Raw genomic sequence first — 24,755 nt, 5'->3', positions numbered from 1 at the left:
GGAACTGATCATGACCCAGGCGAAAATCGTCCGGCGAGGCGACAGCGCGTATGAAGCCATCCTGTCGGAGATGGTCTGGAACGACCTCAAACCGCAGCGGTTCCCCGAGATGATCGTCCGGGCCGAGTCGGAGCAGGACGTTCAGGAGGCCCTGCGGCTGGCCCGCTCCAGTGGGCTCCGCATCGCCGTACGCGCGGGCGGCCACAGCTGGATCGGTTCCCCGGTCCGCGACGGCGGCATGCTCATCGACCTGTCCGGGCTCCGCCAGTGCGTCGTGGACCCGGAGGCACGGACGGCCGCCGTGCAGCCCGGCGTCACGGGCAGCTCGCTCGCCGCTCAACTCGCCCCGTACGGCCTCGCCTTCCCGGCCGGGCACTGCGGGAGCGTGGCCGTCAGCGGCTACCTGCTCAGCGGCGGCCTGGGCTGGAACTCCGGCGCATGGGGACCGGGCTGCGCAAGCGTCCGGGCGATCGAAGCCGTCACCGCGGACGGGCACGGCGTCCGGTGCAGCGATCACGAGAACCCCGACCTGTTCTGGGCGGCCCGCGGTGCGGGCCCCGGCTTCTTCGCCGTCGTCACCCGCTTCCATCTGCGGCTGTGGGATCTCCCGGCAGCGATCATGGAGACCACCTACACCTTCCCGCTCGCGGAGCTCGGGGCCGTCGCGGCATGGGCCACCGAAGCCGCGGACCGGCTCCCGCCCACCGTCGAGGCGTCCTTCCTCCTCGGGACGGCCGATCCGTCCGACTCGGCCGCGCCGTACCGGCCCAAGGTGGTCAAGGTCACCGCCACCGCCTTCGCCGCCTCGCGCGACGAGGCGATCCGGTCCCTGGAACCGCTGCGGACCTGTCCCCTCGCCGACCGTGCCCTCTCCCGGCAGGTCGACAAGCCGACAACGTACGAATCCCTCTACGCCACCTCCGGGACCCTGTGGCCCGAGGGACACCGGTGCGCGGTCGACACCCTGTGGTCCGACGACACCTTCGAGACGCTGCTGCGCAGGCTCGCGCCCTTCGTCGCGGAAGCCCCCTCCGAGCGGTCGGTCGTCCTCGCACCCTTCCGGCCCGCGTCCAGGGACAGGGGCCTGTCGCGGAACATGGCCTTCTCGGCGCTCGGCGACACCTACGTCGCCCCGTTCGCCATCTGGAGCGATCCCGAGGACGACGACCTCAACATCCGCTGGCTTCGCGACACGATGGGCGCCCTCGAGCCCCTCGGCACCGGCCACTACGTCGCCGAGGCCGACCTCACCGCCGAGCCCTCGCGTGCCGAGCGCTCCTATACGCCCGAGGCGTGGCAGCGTCTGCAGGCCCTGCGGGCGCGGTACGACCCGGAGGGCCTCTTCCACACGTACCTCACGACGTGAGCAGCGGCGTACCCGGCGTGGGCCGTGTGGCCCCGGCCCTGAACCCGTGTGACGATGAAGCCATGATCAATGGCGCTCACGTCATCCTCTACAGCCGGGACGCGGTCGCCGATCGTGCCTTCATCCGGGACGTGCTCGGGTTTCCGGGAGTCGACGCCGGCGGCGGCTGGCTGATCTTCGCGCTGCCGCCCACGGAGGTCGCGGTTCATCCCTCCACGGAGCGGCCGAGCCACGAGCTGTATCTCATGTGCGACGACATCGAGGGCACGGTGGCGCAACTGAGGGACAAGGGGGTGACGGTGGGACCCGTGAATGATCAGGGGTGGGGGCTGCTCACCGCGGTGACGCTGCCCAGCGGCGCGCAACTCGGTCTGTACGAGCCGCGGCACACGGTCGCGCACGGCGGGGCCGACGCCTGAGGGCCGCCACGGCGGAGGGGCTGCCGTAGCCGTAGCCGTAGCCGTCAGCCCGCCAGTTGGTCCAGGACCAGCGGCCGGACCCTGCCCTCCAACATCGCGCCCAGGCCGAGGATCGCGCACACGTCGGGACGCTCCGCGATGTTCACCGGCATACCCGTGGCATCACGCAGCATCTGGTCGAGTCCCGGCAGCAGGGCGCTGCCGCCGACCATCACGATGCCGCGGTCGGCCAGATCGGCCACCAGGTCAGGCGGGCAGTCCCGCAGCACCTTGCCGATGCCGTCGAGTACGGCGGTCAACGGGGTGTGGATGGCGTCGCGCACGGCCGCGGTGTCGACGTACACGGAGCGGGCGAGGCCCGTGGCCACGTCCCGGCCGTGGATCTCCGTGGTCGTCGGGCCGTACGGCGTGAGGCCGTTGCCGGAGAGCGCGACCTGCAGCGGGCGCACCGACTGCGACGGCAGCATCAACTCGTGGTGGTGGCGCAGATGCTGCACGATCGCGTGGTCGATGGCCTCGCCGCCCACCGGGATCCGCTCGGCGGTCACGATCGAACCCAGTGAGAGCACGGCGACCTGAGTCGTGGCAGCCCCGCACACCATGATCATGGTGGCCTCGGGCAGTTCGACGGGCAGCCCGCAGCCGACCGCGGCGGCGATGAGGGTGTCCACCAGCTCCACACGGCGCGCACCGAGGCCCACCAGCGTCTCGACGGCGGCACGCTGCGCCAGCGGGTCGGCGTCGTGCGGGGTGCAGGCGGCGGCCCGCAGCCGGGGTTTGCGGCGCAGATTGCGGCGGAGCTTCTCGCCGATGAGGCCGCGCAGCATGCGCTGGGCCATGTCGATGTCGACGACGGTACCCCCGGAGACGGGACGCACTACACGGATGTACGAGGGTGTGCGGCCCGTCATCTGCTCGGCGAACGCGCCGACCGCGATCAACGCGCCGGTCCGGGTGTTGACGGCGGCGGCGCTCGGCTCGTCCACGACGAGGCCCGCCCCCTTCACGAACACCCGGGTCCTGGCAGCCCCCAGGTCGACGGCGACATGGCAGCGACGCAGCTGATCCAGATTGACGGTCATGGCGAGTCCTCCCGAGAGCACAGACCGTTCGGGCCGCCGGACGGCGGTCCTTCTCTGCATCGTCAGACGCTGGTGCGGGGTGCGCGCGCTGGGATGGGCCGGGCGAGTGGACGGCCGTACGGGTGGTCTCGAACGCGGTGCTTTGAGGCCGTGTGGGGGCGGATCCCCCGGTTCCGGACGGCAGGGCAGGAACCGCCTGGCGGAAAGCCGCCGGGGCGCCTTCCCGCCAGTACGCGTCAACTCCCTTGCAACACAAGCCTGATGAGACTGCTTCGCAGCACTCGGGAACCACCCCGTCCCGGGGCCGACGAAGAGAGGTTTCATGACCAGAGCAGCACCTGCGAGGCGCAGAGCGAGGCTGTTGCCGGCCGGACTCGCGCTCGTTCTGCTCCCGGCGGGCACGGTGGGACCCGCCGTCGCAGCCGGAACGGACACCGACGGCATCCCGGCTGCCGCGCGCACCAAGGCCGCCCGGTCCGCCCACACCGTGACCCTGGTGACCGGCGACAAGGTCACCGTCACCGAACTCGGAGACGGCAAGAAGACCGTCACCGTCGACCGTCCGGAAGGAGCGACCGGAGCCGTCCGTACGCAGATGTCCGGCGGCAGCATCACCGTCGTACCGGACGAGGCGCTGCCCTATCTGCGGGCCGGGACGATCGATGAGCGGCTGTTCGACGTGACCGAGCTGATACGGCAGGGGCTCGCCGACCGGAAGACCGACGAGCTGCCGCTGATCGTCACGTACAAGAAGACCGCCCGGGACGCGGCCGGGACGCCTCGCGGGGCCGAGAAGGTGCGGTCCCTGGCGAGCATCGGCGGGGCGGCCGTCGAGGCGGACAAGGGGCGGACGTTCTGGCGGGCCGTGGCGCCCGCTGCCGCCGAGCCGGCCCGGAGCACGGGGAGTCGGGCGTTCGCCCAGGGCATCGACGGCATCTGGCTCGACGGACGTGTCGAGGCCGACATGGCCGCGAGCAACCAGCAGATCGGCACGCCGAAGGCGTGGGAGGCAGGGCTCACCGGCAAGGGCGTCACGGTCGCGGTGCTGGACACCGGCGTGGACGCGGACCACCCCGACCTCGCCGACCGCATATCCGCATCCAAGAGCTTCATCGACGGGCAGGAGGTCGCCGACCGCCACGGGCACGGCACCCACGTCACCTCGACCGTCGGCGGCAGCGGTGCCGCGTCCGACGGCACCGAGAAGGGCGTCGCACCCGGCGCGACGCTCGCCGTCGGCAAGGTGCTCAGCGACGAGGGATCCGGCAGCGAATCGCAGATCATCGCCGGCATGGAGTGGGCCGCGCGGGACATCCACGCCAAGATCGTGTCCATGAGCCTCGGTTCGTCCGAGGCCAGTGACGGCACTGATCCCATGGCGCAGGCCGTCAACACCCTGTCCGCGGAGACCGGCGCCCTCTTCGTCGTCGCGGCCGGCAACTCCGGGGGCCCCGGCACCATCGGCTCGCCCGGCGCCGCCGACAGCGCACTCACCATCGGCGCCGTCGACTCCGGCGACACCGCCGCGTACTTCACCAGCCGGGGACCGCGCTACGGCGACAACGCGCTCAAGCCCGACCTGTCCGCGCCCGGTGTGAACATCCTCGCCGCGCGCTCCCAGTTCGACTCCGGCAGCGGCTTCTACACGTCGATGAGCGGTACGTCGATGGCCACTCCGCATGTCGCGGGCGTAGCCGCGCTGCTCGCCGAGAAGCACCCGGACTGGACCGGCGCGCAGCTCAAGGACGCGCTGATGTCCACGTCGAAGCAGCTCGATGCCTCGGTCTACGAGCTGGGTGCCGGGCGGGTGAGCGTGCCGGACGCCACCACAGCGCTCATCACCGCCACGGGCAGCGCCGATCTGGGCTTCTACAGCTGGCCGTACGAGGACGACAAGCCGGTCACCAGGACGGTCACCTACGCCAACTCCTCCGATGAGCCGGTGGAGTTGAGCCTCGCCGTGCAGGGTGCGGCCGACGGGGTCGCCACGCTCGCCGACCCGGTGCTCACCGTTCCGGCGCACGGCACCGCATCGACCACCGTGACCGGTGACGGCGCGAAGGCGCCCGTGGGCAACACCTCGGGGCAGATCGTCGCCTCCGTGTCCGGCATACCGGTGGCGCACACCGCGTTCGGCCTGGTCAAGGAGGAGGAGCGGTACACGCTCACCGTCCACGTCAAGGACCGCGACGGTGCCCCGACGCCCGCCGGGCTCGTCGTCCAGCGGCTGGCCGACGGCGCTGACCCGTCCCGGGCCCAGGTCGGCGACTCCGGCACCCTCAAGCTGCGGCTGAAGCCCGGCACCTACAGCCTGACGTCGTTCCTCGACGTGCGCGGCAGCAAGGGCGAGGACTCGCTCGGCCTCGGCTTCCTCGCCGCACCCGAGATCGACCTCACCCAGGACCGCGAAGTCACCCTGGACGGACGGGAGTTGCGGGAGATCAGCGCCGACGTCGGCCGCCGCACCGAGACCCGCCAGCTGGTGATGGAGTACGACCGGCAGGCGAACGGAGCTGACCTCTTCGACGCCGTCCAAGTGCCGCTCACCTACGACAGCATCTTCGCGGCGCCCACCTCCGAGGTGACCGAGGGCAGCTTCGAGTACCGCACGGTCTGGCGGTTGGGCAAGCCGCTGCTCGAGGTGCGGAACGAGGACGGGGAGCGGCTCGGCGAGGCTGTCGTGCAGCCCGGCGGCTCCCTGCTCGAAGGCCGAACCGAGCTCGCCGTGGTCGACGCGGGGACGGGGACACCCGCCGAGTACGCGGGCAAGGACGTGCAGGGCAAGGCCGTGATCGCACGCCTGGAGGCCGGTACCGAACCGGTGGAGCTCGCCCAGGCCGCCCAGGATGCGGGCGCGAAGGCGCTGTTCGTCACCGATGACGCGCCCGGCCGCCTCATGGCATGGTTCGGCACCGAGGACTACGCGGAACGTCCGCTGCAGATCGCCACGGTCAACGCGGCCGACGCGGCCCGGCTCGTCGCGGCCGCCGAGACCGGCACGCGCATCGAGACGACCGGGACGCGCAACACCCCGTACGTCTACGACCTGTCCGAGGGCCACCCGGGCGCGATCCCCCGGGACCTGGCCTACAGGCCGGGCCCGGGTGACCTGGCCGCCGTGAAGACGAAGTTCCACGCGGTCAAGCCCGCGGCCGGCAGCGAGTACCGGTACTCCCTCACCGACACCTTCTCCGTCGGCCTCGGCTTCCAGCAGAAGATCGACTACCCCGTCGAACGCACCGACTACGTCTCCACGGGCCCCGGCCAGCTGTGGCACGAGTCCGTGACGACCGGTCCCGGCGCCATCGAGCAGCGCGGCGGCCTGGTGACGTACCGCGGGGGCACGCACCCGGAGCTCGACTGGTTCAAACCGGTCTGGCACCCCTGGCTGGGCACCGGCCTCGGCTGGGGACAGCAGCGCAGCGGCAGCACGCTGCAGTTCAACACCCCCGGCTGGGGCGACTCCGGGCCCGACCACACCGGCTTCGGGGACGTGTGGAGCGACGACACCATGAAGCAGGTCACCGAGGTGTACGTCGACGGCGTGCGGGTCGACCGCCGCACCAGTTCGGGCGTGTACGTCCGGAACGCCTCTCCGGACGAACGCACGTACAAGGTCGTCACCGACACCGCCCTGGACGCCGAGCGCTGGAAGCTGGCGACGAAGGGCCACTCCGAGTGGACCTTCAAGTCCGCCGCGACCCCGAACGACCGGTGGACCTACCTGCCGCTGCTCAACCTCGGCTTCGACGTCGACACCGACCTCGCCGGTGATGTGCGGGGCGGGGAGCGCGTTCCTGTCGGTATCCACTCCGAGTATGTGAAGGGGGCCGAGGCCACCGGGACCATCGGGGGCGGCTCGCTCGAGGTGTCGTACGACGACGGCGCGACCTGGACGGCCGTCGACCTGGAACGGGATGGAGAGAAGGCCGCTTGGCAGGGCCTTCTGAAGGTGCCGGACAGTGCGGAGTTCGTGTCGCTGCGCGCGTCGGCGAGCGATGACCGGGGCGGGTCCGTCACCCAGGAGATCATTCGGGCGGTGGGGGTGAGGTAGCCCCGGCGCACATGGGTGTGCGGCGCCGTCCTCCTTCCGGCCCTTCGGGGTCCGGGTGGAGGCGGCGCCGCACGTGTCTCAGTGTGTCTGTTCCCGTTCCTGCTCCACGATGCCGCGTACGACACCGAGCTCGGCCAAGTCCTGGGGGCGCAGGCGGAGTTGGTCGGCCGTGGAGTGGATCTCGTCCCCCGGGCGCTTGAGTATGGCGGCCGCGAGCTCGGGGGCGATGACCGAGAAGTAACTGTCCGGAGTGGCCCAGGTGTTGTCGGGCGCCGCCAGCGCCAGCGCACCGCCCGAGCCGCCCTCGCCGATGACCAGGCTGGTGATCGGCACGGGTGACGCGGCGACGGCCGCGAACAGGTCCGCGATGGCCGCTCCGGCCGCGGCCCGCTCGGCCTCAGCGTCATTGGCGGCACCCGGCGTGTCCACCAGTGTCAGTACCGGGATCCCGAGACGCCCGGCCAGCCGGACCAGCCGCGCCGCCGTCCGGAATCCCGCGGGCCGGGTTGCCGTACCGCACTGCGCGGCGTACGCGACGGTCCGTCCGTCGTGCTCCCCGAAGCCGCACACCATGCCGGGATCGGCGCCGCCGCAGCGGTCGCCGCTGATGGCGGCCCGCCGGGTGAAGTACGCATCCAGGTACGCCTGGGCGCGGGGGCGCTCGGGGGCCCGGGCCTGCTGGACCGCGTCCCAGCCGGTGCGGGGGAGTGGGGTGGCGGCGAGGGCGTGGGGTGGGGGAGGTGCGACGCGTTCGGTCGCCGGGTCCACCGTCGTCAGCAGCTCCAGCCACAGGGCGACCTCGGCCCGGAGCCGGTCCGGGGCCACGACCGCGTCGATCGCCCCCGCCTCCAACTGCGCCTCGGCCGTGTACGCGTACGGGTCCGCGTCCTGCGGCCGTACGCGTGCGCCGGCGAAGCCCACCTGGGCGCCCGGGAGGGCCAGGATCACGTCGGCGCCCGCGCCGAGCGTGGCCCAGCCGCCGCCCGTCGTCGGGTCGCGGAGGACGGCGAGCTGGGCCAGGCGGGCCTCGCGGGTGAGGACGGACTGCCGGGCGACCCGCTGGAGTTGGGCCAGGGCGCGCATGCCCTCCTGCATACGACTGCCGCCCGTCGCGATGAGGGAGACGACGGGGAGGCGGTGCTCGCGCGCGTACGTGTAGGCCGCCTCCAGGCGGTCGCCGGTCCGCTCGCCGAGTGAGCCGCCGAGGAAGCCGAACTCGAAGGAGATCAGGACGCAACGCGTGCCGCCCACGCCGTTGTCGCCGCCCAGTCCCTCCGTGCCGCCCACGGTGGCCGTGCCGCAGACCACCGACTCCTGCTCGCCGGTACGGGCAGCGGCACGCGCGCGTGAGTCGTCGTAGCCCTGCCAGGAGAGGGGGCCGTCGGGAGCGTACTCGGCGGTGGGGGAGGCGAGTTCGCGGAAGTCGTCGGCCAGGAGGGCGACGGCTTCGCGGGCGGTGAGACGGGCGGGCCCGTCGCCAGGTCCGCTCCCGGGCCGCCCGGTGCCACCGTCAGGCATGGAGCGCCCGCTTCATGATCTTGCCCATGTCGTTGCGTGGCAGCGCGTCCAGATAGCGCACGATGCGCGGCCGCTTGTGCGGGGCGAGACGGCGGGCGACATGATCGGCCAACTCCTCCGAGGACGGCGGGGAATCGGGTGCGGCGGGGACGATCCACGCCACGATCCGCTCGCCCAGATCCTCGTCCGGTTCGCCGGTCACGGCCGCCTCCCGCACCCCTGGGTGCTCGAGCAGCGCGTTCTCGATCTCACCCGCCCCGATCTTGTAGCCGCCGCTCTTGATGAGGTCGGTGGCCTTGCGGCCGACGATGCGTACGTATCCGTCGGGATCGCGTACCGCCATGTCCCCCGTGCGGAACCAGCCGCCGTCCGCGAAGGCGGCCGCGGTCGCTTCCGGCCGGTTCAGATACTCCGTGAACAGGTTCGGCCCGCGCACCTGGATCTCGCCGACGGTCTCCCCGTCATACGCCTCGACGGCGGCACCGTCCTCGTCGACGAGCCGCAGCTCGACGCCCGGGAGGGGTACGCCGACCGTGCCCGGGCGCGGTTCGCCGTCCGCCCGGACGCTCGTGTTCATGAGGGTCTCCGTCATGCCGTACCGCTCGATGACGCGGCGGCCGGTCGCGGCCGCGATCCGCTCGTGGTCGTGCACCGGGAGCGCGGCGGACCCCGACACCAGTAGCCGGGCCTGGGCAAGGCCCTTGGCCAGCTCGGGCTCGGCGGGCAGCGCCTCGGCGATGCGGTGGTACATGGTCGGCACGCCGAACAGCATCGTGGCGCCGGAGTTCAGCTCCCGCGCGACACCCTCGGTGCTGAACCGGCCGAGATGCCGCACCGAGCCGCCCCGCCGCAGCGGACCGAGGATCCCGAGGATCAGACCGTGCACATGGAACAGCGGCAGCCCGTGCACCAGCACGTCGTCGCCCGTCCACTGCCAGGCGTCCTCCAGCGCGTCGAGCGTCGCGGCGACCGCGCGGCGGGGGAGTACGGCGCCCTTGGGCGGGCCGGTGGTGCCGGAGGTGTAGACGACGAAGGCGGGGGCCTCGTCGTCGATCTCGTCTGCGGGGCGTGATGCCGGGCCGTCCGCAGCCGCCGCCCGTACGTCGGCATCCACATCGATACGGGTCAGCGCGGCGAGCGCCGGGGTGAGCTCTTCTCCGGGCGCCGCGAGCACCAGCGACGGCGCGCTGTCGGAGAGGATGTGCGCGAGCTCCTTCTCACCCGACTTCGGGTTGAGCGGCACGGCCGCGACTCCGGCCTTCAGCGCGGCCACCACCCCGACCGCGGTCTCGAGGGCGGGCGTGGCCCAGACCGCGACCCGGCCCGCACCGCGGATGCGCTCGGCGAGGGAGCCGGTCACGGCGGCCAGTTCGCCGTACGTCAGGGCGCGGTCACCGAACCGCAGGGCGGGCCGGTCCGCACCGGCGCCCGAACCTGCGCTCATGGCCGGAAAGAGAGAGGACACGCGTCGTACTCCTTGCTGGTCGCTGTCGCTGTGGCTCTTGGGTGTGGCTCTTGGGTGGGTTGTCGCGGGCCGGTCGTCGGCAGGTGCCAGGTCTGCTCTACCAGTAATGTTCCGTGCCCCGGCGGGGCTGTGCCGTGCCGCAGGTCACCCGAACCCCGGCACGACCATCGCCAGCCACACCACGGCGGGCACCACGGCCACCACGATCCCCCCGTAGATCATCAACTGCCGGAAGAAACGCTCGCGATCGACGTCCGGCGCCGCGGCCAGGACCAGCGCGCCGTTCGTCGAGAACGGGCTGACGTCCACGACGGTCGCCGACACCGCGAGCGCCGCCACCATCCCGATCGCACCGATCTCGCCCTGCGCGAGGAACGGCACCGCGAGCGGGATCAGCGCGCCCATGATCCCCACGGATGAGGCGAACGCCGAGACGATCGCGCCGATGTAGCAGAGCAGGACCGCCGCCAGCAGCGGGACGCCGATGTCACTGACGCCCTCACCGGCCCATGTGATGGTGCCCATCTCGTCCAGGACGCCGACGTACGTGAGGACACCGCAGATCAGCAGCACCGTCGGCCAGGCGATCTGGCCCACCGCGTTCCGGCTGTCCGACGGCCAGCAGGCGCTGAGCAGTACGGCCAGGGTGATCGCCGTCAGACCGGCGTCGAGGTCGAAGGCGAGGACGGCGACGACGAGTGCGACCAGGGCGGCGAGCGTGGCGATGCGGGCCGGAGTCAGGAGGGCGTCATCCCCGGTCCCCGTCCCGGTTCCGTTTCCGCTGCCCGTAACCCCGCCCCCGCCGCCCGCAACCCCGCTCCCGCTCCCCGCAATCCCGCTTCCGCCGTTCGCGGCCCCCACCGCCGCGGGGACCTGCTCACCCTTCGTCACGCTGCCCTTCGCCCAGAGCTTGAGCCCGCCGAAGAGGACGAACACGATGCCCGCGATGACGAGATTGACCACGAGGGATGCCAGGAAGAGCGTGATCTCGCTGCCGGGCAGCTTCTCGCGCTCGACGATGCCGTTGACGATCGAACCGTAGATGCTGATCGGCGAGAAACCGCCGGCCTGCGCGCCGTGCACCACCATCGCACCCATCAGCAGCGGGCTGATCGAGTAGCGGGCGGCGAAGCTCAGCGCGATCGGTGCGACGATGGCGACGGCGGCCGGACTGACCGCGCCGATCGCCGTCAGCGCACCCGTGAGGGCGAACATCACCCAGGGGATCAGCGCCACGCGGCCGCGCACCAGCCGGATCGAGGCATGCACGAGCCAGTCGGTGGTGCCGTTGGCGCGAGCGATCGCGAAGAGATACGTGACGCCGACGAGGACGACGAAGAGGTCCCCGGGGAAGCCTGCGAAGATGCCGTCGGCGTCGAGGTCGGCAACAAGCTCACCGACCGCGAACGCAGCGGCGAAAGCGAGCGCGCCCATGTTGATGGAGCGGGTGGTGGCGATGACGAACACCACGACGAGCACGAGGATCGATATCAGTTCGGCGGACATGCGGGCTCCCGTCCCTGGGTCCCTTGTCTGAGGTGGACTAGTGGCTGAGCCACTGAGCCATTTGGCCAAGCGGTTGCCCCACACTGGGCGTCGTCCCGAGCGAGCGTCAAGGGGTCTGACGCAAATTGGCTCAGCCACTTGGCCAATGAGCCACTTAGCCACTGACCGTAACCCGGTGTTACGCTCGCGACGGGCGGATCACGCGAGGGGGAACCACATGACCGACGCACTGCGCCCGATGGCCAAACCGCGCCTGTACGAGCAGGTTCTCGAGCGGCTGCGCACTTACGTGGCGGAAGGCGGCCTGCAGTCCGGCGACCGCCTGCCACCCGAACGCGATCTGGCGCAGCGCCTGGGAGTCAGCCGTGCCTCCGTGAAGCAGGCGATCGTGGTCCTCGAGGTCCAGGGTCTGGTGGAGGTCCGCCACGGCGGTGGCACCTACCTGGTGCGGGACAGCCTCGACGCGGAGCCTGTGGAGCGGTTGGTCGAGCGGCGGCGGCGCCTTCCCGACGTACTCGAAGCACGCGAGGCGCTCGAGACCAAGCTCGCCGAACTCGCCGCGGAGCGCCGTACGGACGAGGATCTCGCCGCCCTGCGCCTCGCGCTCTCCCATATGGCCGACGAGATCGCCGAGGGTGCACCCGGTGTGGAGGGCGACCGCCTCTTCCACGCGGCGGTGACGGCCGCGGCGCACAGCAGCCTGCTCGCCGAGTTCATGCGCTCCATCGCCGACCAGATCACGGAGAGCCGTAACGAGTCGCTCCGCCAGCCGGGCCGCCCCGCCCGGTCCCTGACCCAGCACCGTGCGATCCTGCATGCCATCGAGGCCCAGGAGCCCAAGCAGGCGGCCGCGGCGATGCGCCGGCATGTACGGACGGTCGCGAAGGTGCGGTTGCTGGACTGGAACCCGGACGACGAACGCGCGCCTGTCGACTGACGGCCGCGTCGTGCGGGCTGCCGGCGGCTTCAGCGCGGTCGGCCTCGGCCCCCCTCCAGAACCTAGTCCTTGAGGTCGATCATGCGGACCGGCTGCCCTGTCGTCCGGGCGATCGTGTCGAAGTCGTGGTCGTAGTGGAGAAGGGTGAGGCCGGCCTCTTCGGCGACGGCGGCCACGAGGAGATCGATGGGTCCCGCGCTGCGGTGCTCGCCCTTGGCGATGAGCTGTCGCTGGACGACGCGGGCGCGCCGGTAGATGCCATCGGGGATGGGACACCACGCGTACTGGGTGCTGAACGTCTTCTCCATCCGTTCGCGGTCTCTGGCCGAGCGAGCCGAGTAGAGGACTTCGATCTCTGTGATGTCGCAGATCGCGACAAGACCGGCGGCGATCTTGTCGTCCCACTCGGTCGTGGTGTGGCCGAGCAGGACGCGAGCGAGGGCGGAGGTGTCGATGAGGTAGTCGGCGACGTTCACTCAGCTCCCCCCGTGCCGCCGACGTGCTCCGCTTCGCGAACGCCATCGCGGTACTTGCGCTTGTCCAGGAGGATGTCCATGTCCAGAGCGCCGTCGGCGACCAGCTGGCGCGCTTCCTCGAGGGCCCGCAGTCGCCGGTAGCGGGCGGTGACCTCTCGCAGTGCCGTGTTGATCGTGTCGCGCTTGGTCTTGGTTCCCAGCTCTATGGCGGCTGCTTCCAGGGCTTCGTCGTCGAGGTCGATGACGGTACGGCTCATGGCTGCCTCCTGAGATATACGGGGATCGATATCATGATACACAAGCTGCTGTATATCGGCGGCCGCCTGCTCGCCTCACTCCACCGACGTCAGCCGTTGCAGCAGCCCCCACGTGAACTCCGCGACGACCCGCCGTCGCACCCCGTCCTCGTCCGGCGCCGTGAAGGCGAGGCGCCAGCGCGTGGGGGCCGTGCCCTCCATCGGCCGGGCTGGCGCGAAGGCCCGTGCCACCTCGTCGACCGTGCAGGACCACGGGCGCAGGTCCTCGACCGTACGCAGCGCCGGGCCCGGGGCGCCGGGCGCGCGGATCAGCCACTCGTTCCACACCGCGCCGTTCGGGGCGAGGAGCACCTCGAAGCGGAGGTCGGGCCAGAGGGGGACCGGCCACAGCAGGGCTTCGCATTCGAGGTCGCCGATCCTGCGGACCGTGGTCGACTCGGGAGCGCCGAGGACGGAGCGGTACCGCGAGGCCGCGCCACGCGCGCGTGGGGAGCGGACCATCGCCTGCCAGCGGCGATTCGCCTCGCGCATGTCCGCGAGCGAGACCCCCAGCTTGCGCCGGGCGTCCTCGACGAGGTCCGGATTGTGGTCCGCCATGCGGCGAAGCAGCACCAGCTGGAAGTCGCGGCGCGTGAATGGGCTGCCTTTCGGGCGCCCGCCATGATCCGGACGGTCAGGCTGGTCACGACGGTCGGACTGATCGGGCTGATCCGGCTGATCCGGGTGCTCGGAATGCGCGGGCATGCCGCCTATCGTCGCGCACAGGCGGGCGCCCTGGGCCCGGGCGGGGAGCGACACCCGGCCCTCGGGGGGAGCGACGAGCGGCATCCGGCCCCCGCGGGGAGCGACACCCGGCCCTCGGGGGGAGCGACACCCGGCCCCACCGCGGGGAGCGGCACCCGGCCCCGCGCCGGGAACGCGCGGAGAGTGACACCCTGCCGCCCGCCCATTGCCCTGCAAAGAGCGCTCCGCATAACCTGTGTTCGTCATTCCGGTCGACCGTTGAAATTTCGAACATGAGGGAGGGGTCGTGGGCCGCCTCGTACCCGCCGTGACCCGGGCGCTCGACATACTCGAGCTCTTCCTGGACGGTGACGGCACCCTGTCCGCGCCGGACATCGTCCGCAAGCTACAGCTGCCCCGCACGACGGTGCACGAGCTGGTCACCACGCTCGCCGCCCGGTCCTACATCGTCCCGGTCCAGGGCCAGCCGGGCCGCTACCGGCTCGGCGTGCGCCCGTACCAGCTCGGCAGCCGGTACGCCGAGCAGCTGGACCTCGCGGCCGAGGGTCAGCAGGTGGCCCGTACCGTCGCCGAGACCTGCGACGAGACGGTGCACGTCGCGATCCTCGAGGGCACCGACGTCATCTATATCGCCAAGGTGGACTCCACGCACGCCGTCCGCATGGTCTCCGCCGCGGGCCGCAGGCTGCCCGCGCACTGCACTTCCGTCGGCAAGATGCTGCTGGCCTCCCTCCCGGACGACGAGCTCGCCTCCCGTGTCCCGGACGACGCGGATCTGGTCGCGATGACCGCCAACAGCATCACCGACCCGGCCGCGCTGCGCGAGGCCCTTGCGGTGATCCGCGAGCGCGGTGTCGCCGTCGAGAGCCGTGAGTCGAACCCGGACGTGAGCTGTGTCGCGGCACCGGTGCGCGACCGGACGGGGCGCGTCGTCGCCGCGCTCTCCATCTCCGTACCCATGATCCGCTGGAGCGACGAACGCCTCGGCGAGCTGGAGGAGCTCGCCGCCAAGGGTGCGGCCGACCTGTCCGAGCGTCTCGGCTACCGGGGGGTGTGATGGGCGTCGAGCTTGCGGTGCGCGAGTACGCCGAGCTGGGTGAGGGTCCCACGTGGGACGCCGACGCCGGGCGGCTGATCTGGGTCGACATCCTGCAGTCGCGTGTCCATACGTACGACCCGGCCGACGGCCGCCGGACGGTCATGGTCACCGAGCAGCACGTCGGTGCCGCCAAGCCCCGCGCGGGTGGCGGCCTCGTCGTCAACCTCCGGGACGGTGTCGGGCTCTACGGCCCGGACGGCCGTGACTTCCGCTGGCTGCACCACGACCCCGTGCCCGGCCGCCGCGCCAACGACGCGGCCGTCGCGTCCGACGGCTCCCTCTGGGCCGGGACCATGCGCTACGACGAGGCGCCGGGCGGTGGCACCCTGACGCGGATCACCGGCGACGGCACCACGCAGGTCGTCCTCGACGACGTCGCCGTCAGCAACGGCACCGGCTGGAGCCCCGACGGGCGGCTGATGTACTACATCGACTCGCCGACGCGGCGGATCGACGTGTTCGACGTCGAGGATGCCGAACGCGTCGTGAACCGGCGCCCGTTGGCCGTCATCGAGGACGGCGCCGGGTTCCCGGACGGGCTGACCGTCGACGCGGACGGGTGCGTCTGGGTCGCGCTCTGGGACGGCGGAGCGATCCGCCGCTACACACCCGCAGGCGAGCTGGACCATGTCATAGAGCTGCCCGTGCGCCGGCCCACGGCGTGCGCGTTCGGCGGCGCCGGCTTGACCGATCTGTACATCAGCACCGCCCGTACGGGACTTGAGGCACCGCATCCGCTGTCCGGCTCGCTGCTGGTGGTGCCGGGAGCGGGCAAGGGACTGGTCCAGCCCGCCTTCGACGGCTGACGATCTTCCCCCAAGCTCTCGGCTCCTCCCCAGTGCCTCAAGAGCCTGGGACGTACCCCCAGAGCAGGAGGGACCCCCACATCGAGGGGCCCTCGCCGCATACGCCGGCGAGGGCCCCTCTGTTGTCTGATGACGCCTCACCAGCGCTGAGCCCTATGGCGTTTGAAGTTGTTGGAAATTCGTGCACGACCCATTGACGCAAACACTGTTCGACTTTACGGTCCGGGTTCGAAGTTACGGGCATCATTCGGAATATCGAACAGTAAGGGTGGGGTATGGGACGACCTTCCCTGAGCCGTAGACAACTCCTGGCCGGCATCGGCGGGTTGGGCGTAGCCGGGAGTTTCGCCTTCGCGACGGGCGGCACCGGCGCGGACGCGCTCGCCTCGAGTGCGAGCACCCGGGTCCGCTACTGGAACCTCTTCAGCGGCGGCGACGGCTCCAACATGATCGCGATGCTGGACGCCTTCCGTAAGGCGAACCCCGCCATCGACGTGAAGGACTCCACCCTCCAGTGGGGCAACCCCTTCTACACCAAGCTCGCCATGGCGGCCGCGGGCAATCGCGCCCCCGAACTCGGCGTCATGCACGTGGGCCGGGTCGCCGGCTTCTCGCCGGGCCGCCTCCTCGATCCCTGGGACGTCGACCTGCTCGCCAAGTACGGCGTACGGCGGGAGGACTTCAACCCCGAGCTGTGGAACCGCGGCGTCATCGACGGCAAGCTCTACGCCCTCCCGCTCGACATCCACGTCCAGCTCTGCTTCTACCGCAAGGACGTGCTGAAGAAGGCGGACCTGCTCGGCGACGACGGCCGGATGATCCCGGTCACCTCCACCGACGAGTGGTTCGACGTCCTGAAGAAGGCCAAGCAGGCCCAGAAGAAGGGCCTGCAGACCATCGGCCTGTGGACCAACGACCAGAACTTCCAGTGGTGGTTCTTCGTCGCCTTCTACACCCAGCTCGGCGGCGAGTGGTTCGACGACGCCCGCACCGAGGTCCTCTTCGACGCTGACAAGGCCACCCAGGTCCTGGAGTTCCTCCGGCAGCACGTCACCGACGGCTACGTCATCCCCGGCGCCCCCACCGGCGAGCAGTTCATCAACGGCGCCCCCTTCACCTGGGAGGGCAACTGGTCCGTGCCGGTCTTCTCCGGCGCCAAGCTGGACTACGGCGCGACCCCGCTGCCGCCCGTCTTCGGCAAGCAGGCCACCCACGCCGAGTCGCACGCCTTCGTCCTGCCCCACCAGGCCGGCCGCGGCGGCGCCACCAACGAGGCCGCGCACCGGCTGGCCGCGTACGTCGTCCAGCACGCCCTGCAGTGGGCGGCCGGCGGCCACATCCCCGCCTACACGCCGACGCTCTCCACGCCCGAGTACCAGAAGCTCACCCCGCAGAACGAGTACGTGAGCGCCATGGACCACCAGGCCACCGAGCCGAAGGTGTGGTTCGCGGGCTCCACCGGCGTGCTCGCCCAGGACCTCGGCCCGGTCGTCGTCTCCTCGACGATGGGCTCCGCCAAGCCGGCCGCCGTCGCGCAGACGATGAAGAAGCGTCTCGCCAAGCTCCTCGCCTCGAAGAACCCGATGGACGGCAGGACCGCCGCGCAGGGAGGTACGGCCGCATGACGACCAGTGCTCAGACCGTCGTCGCGCCGGCGCGCGTGAAGTCCGCGACCGCCGTCGCGACCGTCCGCCGCAAGCAGGGCTTCCAGCACGGGGGCTGGTTCATCGCCCCGTTCCTGGTGCTCTTCGCACTGTTCGTGATCTGGCCGCTGCTGCGCGGCGTCTGGCTCAGCTTCACGGACGCCAACATCTCCGGAGAGGGCACGAGCTTCGTCGGCCTCGACAACTACCGCGAGGCCCTGCGCGACTCGGCGATGTGGGACGCCCTCGGCCACAGCGCGTACTTCACGCTGCTCGTCGTGCCGTGCATCACCGTCATGGCCTTCCTGCTCGCGATGCTCGCGCACCACATCGAGCGCGGGAAGTGGCTGTGGCGGCTGTGCTTCTTCGTACCGTTCCTGCTGCCGTCGACCGTCGCGGGCAACATGTGGGAGTGGCTGTTCAAGCAGGGCATCGGCCTGTTCAACGACACCCTCGGGATTGACACGCCCTGGCTGACCGACAAGTCGTACGCGATGCTCGCCATCGTCATCATGACCCTGTGGTGGACGGTCGGCTTCTCCTTCCTGCTCTACCTCGCCGCGCTCCAGGGCATTCCCGATCACCTGTACGAGGCCGCCAAGTTGGACGGTGCCAACGCCTGGCACCGCATGGTCCACATCACGCTGCCGATGCTGCGCAACATCACCGGCCTGGTGATCGCGCTCCAGATCCTCGCCTCGCTCCAGCTCTTCGACCAGGCCGTCGTGATGATGGACTTCGGGCCGGGACCGGAGCTCAGCACCAGGTCGTTCGTGCAGTACACCCTCGAACAGGGCTTCACCAGCTACCGCGTGGGCTACGCGTCCGCGATGTCCATCATCTTCTTCGTGATCATCGCAGTCGTCGCCCTGGCGCGGATGTGGCTGCTGCGCAACCGTGAGGAGGGCGGCCGATGACCACCGCCGCGACGACCGTACCCACCAAGTCCCGCAAGCCCTGGACGCCCAGCCAGATCGTCCTCACGCTGATCGGCGTCGCCGTCTCCGCCGTCTTCGTGGCGCCGATCGCCGCGTCCCTGCTCACCTCGCTCAAGTCCGAGGCCGAGGCGGCCGAGATCCCGCCGCACTGGCTGCCGAAGGTCTGGACGGGCCAGGCGTGGAAGGCCCTCTTCGAGACCGGAAACATCACCAACTGGTTCGTCAACTCCCTGGTCGTCTCCGTCTGTGTGACGTCCATCGTCCTGGTCGTGAGCGCGCTCGCCGGATACGGCTTCGCCCGCACGGAGTTCCGCGGCAAGGGCGTCCTGATGGGGGTCGTGATGAGCGGCCTGATGATCTCCCCGGCGGTCCTCGGCGTCCCCCTGTTCACCACGGTCCAGCAGATGGGGATGGTCGACACCTACTGGGGCATGATCCTTCCGCAGTGCGCGCCCGCCGCGATGGTCTACATCCTCTACAAGTTCTTCCAGGGCGTCCCCCGCGAACTGGAGGAGGCCGCCTTCATCGACGGCGCCGGCCGCTGGCGGGTCTTCTTCACCATCGTGGTCCCGCTCGCCCGGCCCTCGCTCGCCGCGGTCGGCATCTTCACCTTCATCGCGTCCTGGAACAACTTCCTGTGGCCGTACATGGTGACCAACAACCCCGACCTGATGACCATGCCGAACGGCATCGCGACCGTCATGAACTCCTACGGCATCCAGTGGGCCCAGCTCATGGCCGGCGGCCTGATGGCCGGACTCCCGCTGATCATCGTCTTCGTCTTCTTCCAGCGCCAGATCGTGGCGGGTGTGGCCCACACCGGCCTCGCCGGCCAGTAACGCCCGAGAGGAACCACGCAGTTGAAGCGCCTCAGATACGCGGCGGTCCTCGCCGCCGCCCTCCTCGCCCTCCTGCCCACCACCGCCCAGGCGGACACCGCCTACCCCGACCCCCTGCCGATCACCGGCCAGGAGATCATCCACGACCCCTCCGTCATCCACCTCAAGAACGGCCAGTACGTGGCCTACTCGACGGGTGGCGTGATCGGCGCCCGCCTCTCGACGGACCTCGAGCACTGGGCGGACTCCGGGAACGCCTTCGCCGAGCCGCCGAGCTGGTGGTACGAGTACAACGACACGGGTGACCCGTGGGCGCCCGACATCTCGTACCGCGACGGGAAGTACTGGCTGTACTACTCCGTCTCGTCCTGGGGCTCCAACCACTCCGCGATCGGCGTCGCCACCTCGCCGAGCGGACTGCCGGGGACCTGGACCGACCACGGCAAGGCCTTCAGCTCCGAGAGGGCCGACAGCTGGAACGCCATCGACCCGGCTGTGATCAAGGCCGACGGCAAGCTGTGGATGGCCTTCGGCTCGTACTGGACCGGCATCCGCATGGTCGAGCTCGACCCGGAGACGGGGAAGGCCGTGCCGGGCGAGGCCGTCCACCACCTGGCGACCCGCCCCGACGCCCCGTACGCGGTGGAGGGCCCGTACATCGTCAAGCACGGCCGCTACTACTACCTCTTCGCCTCGTACGACGCGTGCTGCTCGGGCGTGAACTCCACGTACAAGATCCGGGTGGGCCGGTCGGAGTCCGTCACCGGGCCGTACGTCGACAGCGACGGCACCCCGCTCCTCGAGGGCGGCGGCGACCTCCTGCTCGCAGGGCACGGCCGGTTCATCGGCACCGGAGGCGAGTCCGTCTTCCGCGACAAGGGCCGCGACATCCTCGCGTACCACTACTACGACGCGAACGACAACGGCACGCCCAAGCTGGCCCTGAACCCGCTGAGCTGGGGCAGGGACGGCTGGCCGACCGTCGCGGCCTGGGACTGAGACCGGCCCGGGACTGAGCGCGACAGATCAGGCGGGCGCGACCCATTGACCAGCGGTCGCGCCCGCCTTAGCGTCTGTCCGATGCCGTCCGATTTCTCGGTCAATGTACGTAATATCGAACGCAGTTGAGGGAGAAATGACCACACCCGCCCGCTTCACCCTGGACCCCGCCTTCACCGTCGGCGACGTCAACCCCCGTATCTTCGGCTCCTTCGTCGAGCACCTCGGCCGCTGCGTCTACACCGGCATCTACGAGCCGGACCACCCGTCGGCCGACGAGGCAGGCCTGCGCACCGACGTGCTGGAGCTGATCCGCGAGCTCGGCGTCACCGCCGTCCGCTACCCCGGCGGCAACTTCGTCTCCGGCTACAAGTGGGAGGACTCCGTCGGCCCGGCGGACGAGCGGCCGCGCCGGCTCGACCTGGCCTGGCGGTCGACGGAGACCAACCGCTTCGGCCTCTCCGAGTACATCGCCTTCCTGAAGAAGATCGGCCCCCAGGCCGAGCCGATGATGGCGATCAACCTCGGTACGCGCGGCGTGGCGGAGGCCCTGGAGCTCCAGGAGTACGCCAACCACCCCTCCGGCACCGCACTTTCGGACCTGCGCGTCACCCACGGGGACAAGGACCCGTTCGGCATCCGCCTGTGGTGCCTCGGCAACGAGATGGACGGCCCCTGGCAGACGGGCCACAAGACGGCCGAGGAGTACGGCCGCCTCGCCGCCGAGACCGCCCGCGCGATGCGCCAGATCGACCCGGAGCTGGAGCTGGTCGCCTGCGGTTCGTCGAGCCAGGGCATGCCGACCTTCGCCGACTGGGAGGCGAAGGTCCTCGCCGAGTCCTACGACCTCGTCGACTACATCTCCCTGCACGCCTACTACGAGGAGACCGACGGCGACCGGGACTCGTTCCTCGCCTCCGCCGTAGACATGGAGTCCTTCATCGAGAACGTGGTCGCCACCTGCGACCACATCGGCGCCCGCCTGAAGTCGAAGAAGAAGATCAACCTCTCCTTCGACGAGTGGAACGTCTGGTACCAGTCCCGGCCCAACCAGTACCAGGTCGAGGACTGGCAGGAGGCTCCGCGCCTGCTCGAGGACAACTACACCGTCACGGACGCCGTCGTCTTCGGCTCCCTGCTCATCGCCCTGCTGCGGCACGCGGACCGGGTGACCGTCGCCTGCCTCGCCCAGCTGGTCAACGTCATCGCGCCCATCCTGACCGAGCCGGGCGGCCCGGCCTGGAAGCAGACGACGTTCTTCCCCTTCGCGCAGGCATCCCGGTACGGCCGCGGGCAGGTCCTCGACGTACGCGTGGACTCGCCGACGTACGAGACGAAGAGGTTCGGCGAGGTGCCGCTGCTGCACGCGACCGCCGTCCGGGACGCGGAGACGGGCGCGGTGACGGTGTTCGCCGTCAACCGCAGCCAGACGGAGCCGCTGCCGCTCGAAGTGGGCCTGCATGGGCTCGAGCTGACGTCGGTCGTCGAGCACACCGCGGTGGCCGACGCCGATCCGGAGGCCAGTAACACGCTCGACGAGCCGGAGCGGGTCACCCCGCACGCGGTCGCGGGGACGGCCGTCCAGGAGGGCACGCTGAGCGCCACTCTGGAGCCGCTGTCGTGGAACGTGATCCGGCTGGCCTGACCGACCGACCCGACCTGAGGACAGGCCGGTCCCGGGCGCCGCGGAAATCGCTTGCCCGGGACCGGCAACTTTCCAGTAGTACGCGGCGACACGGATATGACGTTGCCTCACTACGGTAGGGACATCCGGAAATGAGCACGAACCTCAACACGCGCCGCTTCATGGTCATGTCCGCCGGAGCCGCCGCCGCCCTCGCCGCCCTCGGCGGCCTCCCGCAGTCCGCCTCGGCCGCCGAGACCGCCTCCATCGGCTTCGGCGCCGGCACCACGGGCGGCGGCAGCGCCGCACTGGTCACCGTCTGCACGAGCGACGTATCGCCCAGCACGGCCGCAGAGACCGATGAGGTGCACGCGGTCACGGGCTCACCCCTCACCCGGCCCGTCCCACCTCTGCCGCCGGCCGGCTCGGGGCCCCCGGCAGCGGCTGGGGCGGAGCGGCCAGGCCCGCCGACCGGACCTGCGCGGCCAGGCCTACCAGGCCCGCTCCATTCGTAGAACTGACGAGCCGGTCCACCGCCGCCGTGCCCGAGCTGTACTGGGTCCCTCGGCCCAGCTCGGGCACGGCGGCTCCCCTCCCGCCCCCGTAGAGCACCTGTTCAAGGCCGGACACCAGGCGCAGGACGTCCGGCTGGGGGCGCACCACGAGTCGCAGGAAGCGGCTGGAGCTGCCGATCTTGTTGCCGCACTCGCGGACCATGATCCGGTGCTCGGTCAGCAGGCGGTCGCGTACCTCGGTGCCGTCGGTGCCCACGGGCAGCCGTACGAAGAGGAAGTTGCCCTGCGACGGGTAGACGGTGAGGCCGGGCAGCGCCGCGAGAAGGCGGGACATCTCCATACGGTCCCGTCGGACCAGGTGGAGGCTCTCCGCGTACTCCCGGCCGTGCTCCTTGAGCATGAACACCACCGTCTCCGCGAATGAGTTGAGGTTCCATTTCGGCAGGGCGGCGCGGACCTTGCCCGCCAGCGTCGGATTGGCGACGAGATAGCCGAAGCGCACCCCGTGCAGCCCGAAGTTCTTGCCGAGGCTGCGCAGCACGATGACGTTCGGGCGGAGCATCGCGTCCTGCACGATGCTCGGTTCGGTCTCCGCGTCGGAGAACTCCAGGAACGACTCGTCGATGACGACCAGGTCGAGGTCCTGCAGCGCGTCGAGGAGGGCCAGGACGGCGCGGCGCGGCTGGTAGCCGCCGTCCGGGTTGTTGGGGTTGCACAGCACCGCCACGCGGGAGCCTCTGGCGCGTATGAACTGCACATACGCCGCCGGGTCCAGCGCGAAGCCGTCCGCCTCCGGCAGCGGGAACATGTCGACGCGCTTGCCGGTCTCCATCGGCTGGTCGGTCCAGCGGCCGAAGGTGGGGACGGGCACCGCGAGCGACTCGCGGACCAGCAGATGGTCGATCCAGGTGATGAGCTCGGTCGAGCCGTTGCCCATTGCGACGCACTGCGCGGGCAGCCCGAGCACCGCGCACAGCTCGGCGGTGATGGTGTCCGCGCTGCTCGGGTAGTACGTCAGGATCTCGCGCAGCCGCACCGACAACTCGTCGAACATGGCGGGCGACGGGAAGTACGGATTGCACGGGATGCAGAAGTCCGTCGGGCCGTCCCCCTCGCTCTCCCTGGTGAGCGCGGCGTACGAGGGGCTGTGCGCTGCGGTGGCGCGGAACAGCGAGGTGACGTTTCCTGCCGGTGCCAAGGGATCTGCCTCTCCGTCCGTGGGCGGCCCGCGGGGGGTGCGGGCCGCCCCTCCATACGGATACGGAAGGGGGCGCGTTCAACGCGAGGGGCGCATGAGGCGCACTGCGCCGCACATGCGCCCCGTCTCTACGCGATGCCGAATGAGTGCACCGTCGTCGACCGGTACGTCTCGCCCGGCCGCAGCACCGTCGACGGGAACGACGGCTGGTTGGGGGAGTCCGGGAAGTGCTGGGTCTCCAGGCACAGGGCGTCGCCCTGCCGGTAGATGCCGCCGCCCGTCCCGACCAGCGTGCCGTCCAGGAAGTTGCCGGAGTAGAACTGCACGCCCGGCTCGGTGGTGGCCAGCCTCAGCGCCCGGCCGGACGACGGGTCTTTCAGAGTCGCGATGTGCTCGGGCTCCGCCGTGACGCCCTTGTCCAGCGCCAGGTTGTGGTCGAAGCCCTGGGCGTACAGCAGTTGCTGGTGAGCGGCCCGGATGTCCTTGCCGACGGTCTTCGCACGCCGGAAGTCGAACGGCGTGTCCGCCACCTCCGCCAGGTCACCAGTGGGGATCAGGCCCGAGTCGACCGGCGTGTAGCGGGAGGCCGCGATCTCCAGCTCGTGGTCGTGGATCGAACCGCTGCCCTCGCCCGCGAGGTTCCAGTACACGTGGCTGGTCAGGTTGACCACCGTCGCCCTGTCCGTGGTCGCCTCGTAGTCGATGCGCCAGGCGCCGTCCGCGGTGAGCGTGTATGTGACCGTCGACATGAGCGTGCCGGGGAAGCCCATCTCGCCGTCGGCGCTGGTGCAGTGCAGGACGAGCCCGACGTCCGTGCCGGAGGCGAACGGCTCGACGTCCCACACCCGCTTGTCGAAGCAGCCGCCGCCGTGCAGCGAGTTCTCACCCTCGTTGGCCGACAGCTGGTGGCTCTCGCCGTCGAGAGTGAACCGGCCCTTGGCGATGCGGTTGCCGTACCGGCCGATGAGCGCCCCGAAATACGGGCTGGACGCCACGTAGTCGTCGAGGTTGCCGAAGCCCAGCGACACGTTCGCGTACTCGCCGTGCCGGTCCGGAAGCTCCAGCGACTGGACGATCCCGCCGTACGACAGGACCTTCATCCGCGTGCCGCCGTTGGCCAGCGACCAGCGGTGGACCTCAGTGCCGTCCGCGAGCCTGCCGAAGAGTTCCTTCACCGGGATCACCGGGCTCACCGGTCCCCTCCTGTCCTCTGTCCTTGTTGCTCTTGTCGCTGTGTTGCGTTGCGTACGCCGTGCGCGCCGCGGCGGCG

Annotated in this window: 19 protein-coding genes and 1 pseudogene; 11 read left to right on the top strand and 9 right to left on the bottom strand. The window is 70.6% G+C overall.

Annotated elements, in window-relative coordinates:
• The first annotated feature begins 10 nt into the window (after positions 1 to 10).
• Both ACSMXV_RS15045 and ACSMXV_RS15040 read left to right on the top strand, forming a co-directional pair.
• Positions 11 to 1,366 (top strand): FAD-binding oxidoreductase, encoded by a 1,356-nt coding sequence (locus tag ACSMXV_RS15045; RefSeq protein WP_473178128.1) that lies wholly within the window; start codon positions 11 to 13, stop codon positions 1,364 to 1,366.
• 62 nt (positions 1,367 to 1,428) lie between these two features.
• A complete protein-coding gene (locus tag ACSMXV_RS15040; RefSeq protein WP_473178127.1) occupies positions 1,429 to 1,785 on the top strand; it encodes a VOC family protein in 357 nt (118 codons plus the stop codon).
• Positions 1,786 to 1,829: 44 nt separating this feature from the next.
• On the opposite strand, the gene ACSMXV_RS15035 is transcribed toward ACSMXV_RS15040, so the two are convergent.
• A complete protein-coding gene (locus ACSMXV_RS15035; protein WP_473178126.1) occupies positions 1,830 to 2,867 on the bottom strand; it encodes a rod shape-determining protein in 1,038 nt (345 codons plus the stop codon).
• Between the two features lie 322 nt (positions 2,868 to 3,189).
• On the opposite strand from ACSMXV_RS15035, the gene ACSMXV_RS15030 reads away from it, so the two are divergent.
• On the top strand, positions 3,190 to 6,921 hold the full coding sequence (locus ACSMXV_RS15030; protein ID WP_473178125.1) for a S8 family serine peptidase: 3,732 nt from the start codon (positions 3,190 to 3,192) through the stop codon (positions 6,919 to 6,921).
• A gap of 78 nt (positions 6,922 to 6,999) precedes the next feature.
• Here the strand turns inward: ACSMXV_RS15030 and ACSMXV_RS15025 are convergent, their stop codons facing one another.
• The 3 genes from ACSMXV_RS15025 to ACSMXV_RS15015 form a co-directional block, all read right to left on the bottom strand.
• Positions 7,000 to 8,439 (bottom strand): carboxyl transferase domain-containing protein, encoded by a 1,440-nt coding sequence (locus ACSMXV_RS15025; protein ID WP_473178124.1) that lies wholly within the window; start codon positions 8,437 to 8,439, stop codon positions 7,000 to 7,002.
• Positions 8,432 to 9,904 carry an acyl-CoA synthetase gene (locus tag ACSMXV_RS15020; protein WP_473178123.1) on the bottom strand — a complete coding sequence of 491 codons (1,473 nt, stop codon included), beginning with the start codon at positions 9,902 to 9,904 and terminating at the stop codon, positions 8,432 to 8,434. The genes ACSMXV_RS15025 and ACSMXV_RS15020 overlap by 8 nt, the downstream gene beginning before the upstream one ends.
• A 144-nt stretch (positions 9,905 to 10,048) precedes the next feature.
• Entirely contained in the window at positions 10,049 to 11,410 is a 1,362-nt protein-coding gene (locus tag ACSMXV_RS15015) for an SLC13 family permease (protein ID WP_473178122.1), read from the bottom strand.
• Positions 11,411 to 11,627: 217 nt separating this feature from the next.
• On the opposite strand from ACSMXV_RS15015, the gene ACSMXV_RS15010 reads away from it, so the two are divergent.
• A complete protein-coding gene (locus tag ACSMXV_RS15010; RefSeq protein ID WP_473178121.1) occupies positions 11,628 to 12,347 on the top strand; it encodes a FadR/GntR family transcriptional regulator in 720 nt (239 codons plus the stop codon).
• Positions 12,348 to 12,409: 62 nt separating this feature from the next.
• Here ACSMXV_RS15010 and ACSMXV_RS15005 read toward each other — a convergent pair whose 3' ends face one another.
• The 3 genes from ACSMXV_RS15005 to ACSMXV_RS14995 all read right to left on the bottom strand — a co-directional run bounded on the left by ACSMXV_RS15005 (position 12,410) and on the right by ACSMXV_RS14995 (position 13,824).
• Positions 12,410 to 12,823, bottom strand: coding sequence for a PIN domain-containing protein (locus ACSMXV_RS15005; RefSeq protein ID WP_473178120.1), 414 nt, complete (start codon positions 12,821 to 12,823; stop codon positions 12,410 to 12,412).
• A complete protein-coding gene (locus ACSMXV_RS15000; protein ID WP_473178119.1) occupies positions 12,820 to 13,080 on the bottom strand; it encodes a type II toxin-antitoxin system VapB family antitoxin in 261 nt (86 codons plus the stop codon). The genes ACSMXV_RS15005 and ACSMXV_RS15000 overlap by 4 nt, the downstream gene beginning before the upstream one ends.
• Positions 13,081 to 13,155: 75 nt before the next feature.
• Positions 13,156 to 13,824 carry a hypothetical protein gene (locus tag ACSMXV_RS14995; protein ID WP_473178118.1) on the bottom strand — a complete coding sequence of 223 codons (669 nt, stop codon included), beginning with the start codon at positions 13,822 to 13,824 and terminating at the stop codon, positions 13,156 to 13,158.
• 286 nt (positions 13,825 to 14,110) lie between these two features.
• Here ACSMXV_RS14995 and ACSMXV_RS14990 point away from each other — a divergent pair, with 286 nt between their 5' ends.
• The 7 genes from ACSMXV_RS14990 to arfA all read left to right on the top strand — a co-directional run bounded on the left by ACSMXV_RS14990 (position 14,111) and on the right by arfA (position 21,793).
• Entirely contained in the window at positions 14,111 to 14,881 is a 771-nt protein-coding gene (locus tag ACSMXV_RS14990; protein ID WP_473178117.1) for an IclR family transcriptional regulator, read from the top strand.
• Entirely contained in the window at positions 14,881 to 15,729 is an 849-nt protein-coding gene (locus tag ACSMXV_RS14985; RefSeq protein ID WP_473178116.1) for an SMP-30/gluconolactonase/LRE family protein, read from the top strand. Before ACSMXV_RS14990 ends, ACSMXV_RS14985 begins: the two co-directional genes overlap by 1 nt.
• Positions 15,730 to 16,004: 275 nt before the next feature.
• Positions 16,005 to 17,354: an extracellular solute-binding protein gene (locus tag ACSMXV_RS14980; protein WP_473178115.1), complete on the top strand. Its 1,350-nt coding sequence runs from the start codon at positions 16,005 to 16,007 to the stop codon at positions 17,352 to 17,354.
• Positions 17,351 to 18,289: a carbohydrate ABC transporter permease gene (locus tag ACSMXV_RS14975; protein ID WP_473178114.1), complete on the top strand. Its 939-nt coding sequence runs from the start codon at positions 17,351 to 17,353 to the stop codon at positions 18,287 to 18,289. The genes ACSMXV_RS14980 and ACSMXV_RS14975 overlap by 4 nt, the downstream gene beginning before the upstream one ends.
• A complete protein-coding gene (locus ACSMXV_RS14970) occupies positions 18,286 to 19,149 on the top strand; it encodes a carbohydrate ABC transporter permease (RefSeq protein WP_473178113.1) in 864 nt (287 codons plus the stop codon). The genes ACSMXV_RS14975 and ACSMXV_RS14970 overlap by 4 nt, the downstream gene beginning before the upstream one ends.
• Before the next feature lie 21 nt (positions 19,150 to 19,170).
• Positions 19,171 to 20,148, top strand: a complete 978-nt coding sequence (locus tag ACSMXV_RS14965) for an arabinan endo-1,5-alpha-L-arabinosidase (protein ID WP_473178112.1) — start codon at positions 19,171 to 19,173, stop codon at positions 20,146 to 20,148.
• Positions 20,149 to 20,284: 136 nt separating this feature from the next.
• On the top strand, positions 20,285 to 21,793 hold the full coding sequence (gene arfA / locus ACSMXV_RS14960; RefSeq protein ID WP_473178111.1) for an arabinosylfuranosidase ArfA: 1,509 nt from the start codon (positions 20,285 to 20,287) through the stop codon (positions 21,791 to 21,793).
• A gap of 390 nt (positions 21,794 to 22,183) precedes the next feature.
• Here arfA and ACSMXV_RS14955 read toward each other — a convergent pair.
• Both ACSMXV_RS14955 and ACSMXV_RS14950 read right to left on the bottom strand, forming a co-directional pair.
• Positions 22,184 to 23,485 (bottom strand): annotated as a pseudogene (locus ACSMXV_RS14955) (pyridoxal phosphate-dependent aminotransferase); the annotation flags it as partial.
• 128 nt (positions 23,486 to 23,613) lie between these two features.
• Positions 23,614 to 24,678 carry an aldose epimerase family protein gene (locus tag ACSMXV_RS14950; RefSeq protein ID WP_473178110.1) on the bottom strand — a complete coding sequence of 355 codons (1,065 nt, stop codon included), beginning with the start codon at positions 24,676 to 24,678 and terminating at the stop codon, positions 23,614 to 23,616.
• Between the last annotated feature and the right edge of the window lie 77 nt (positions 24,679 to 24,755).

It is taken from the genome of Streptomyces sp. DSM 42067 (assembly GCF_055792885.1).
Note: the sequence above shows the minus strand (reverse complement) of the source record. Positions and strands in the feature narration are given on the sequence as shown.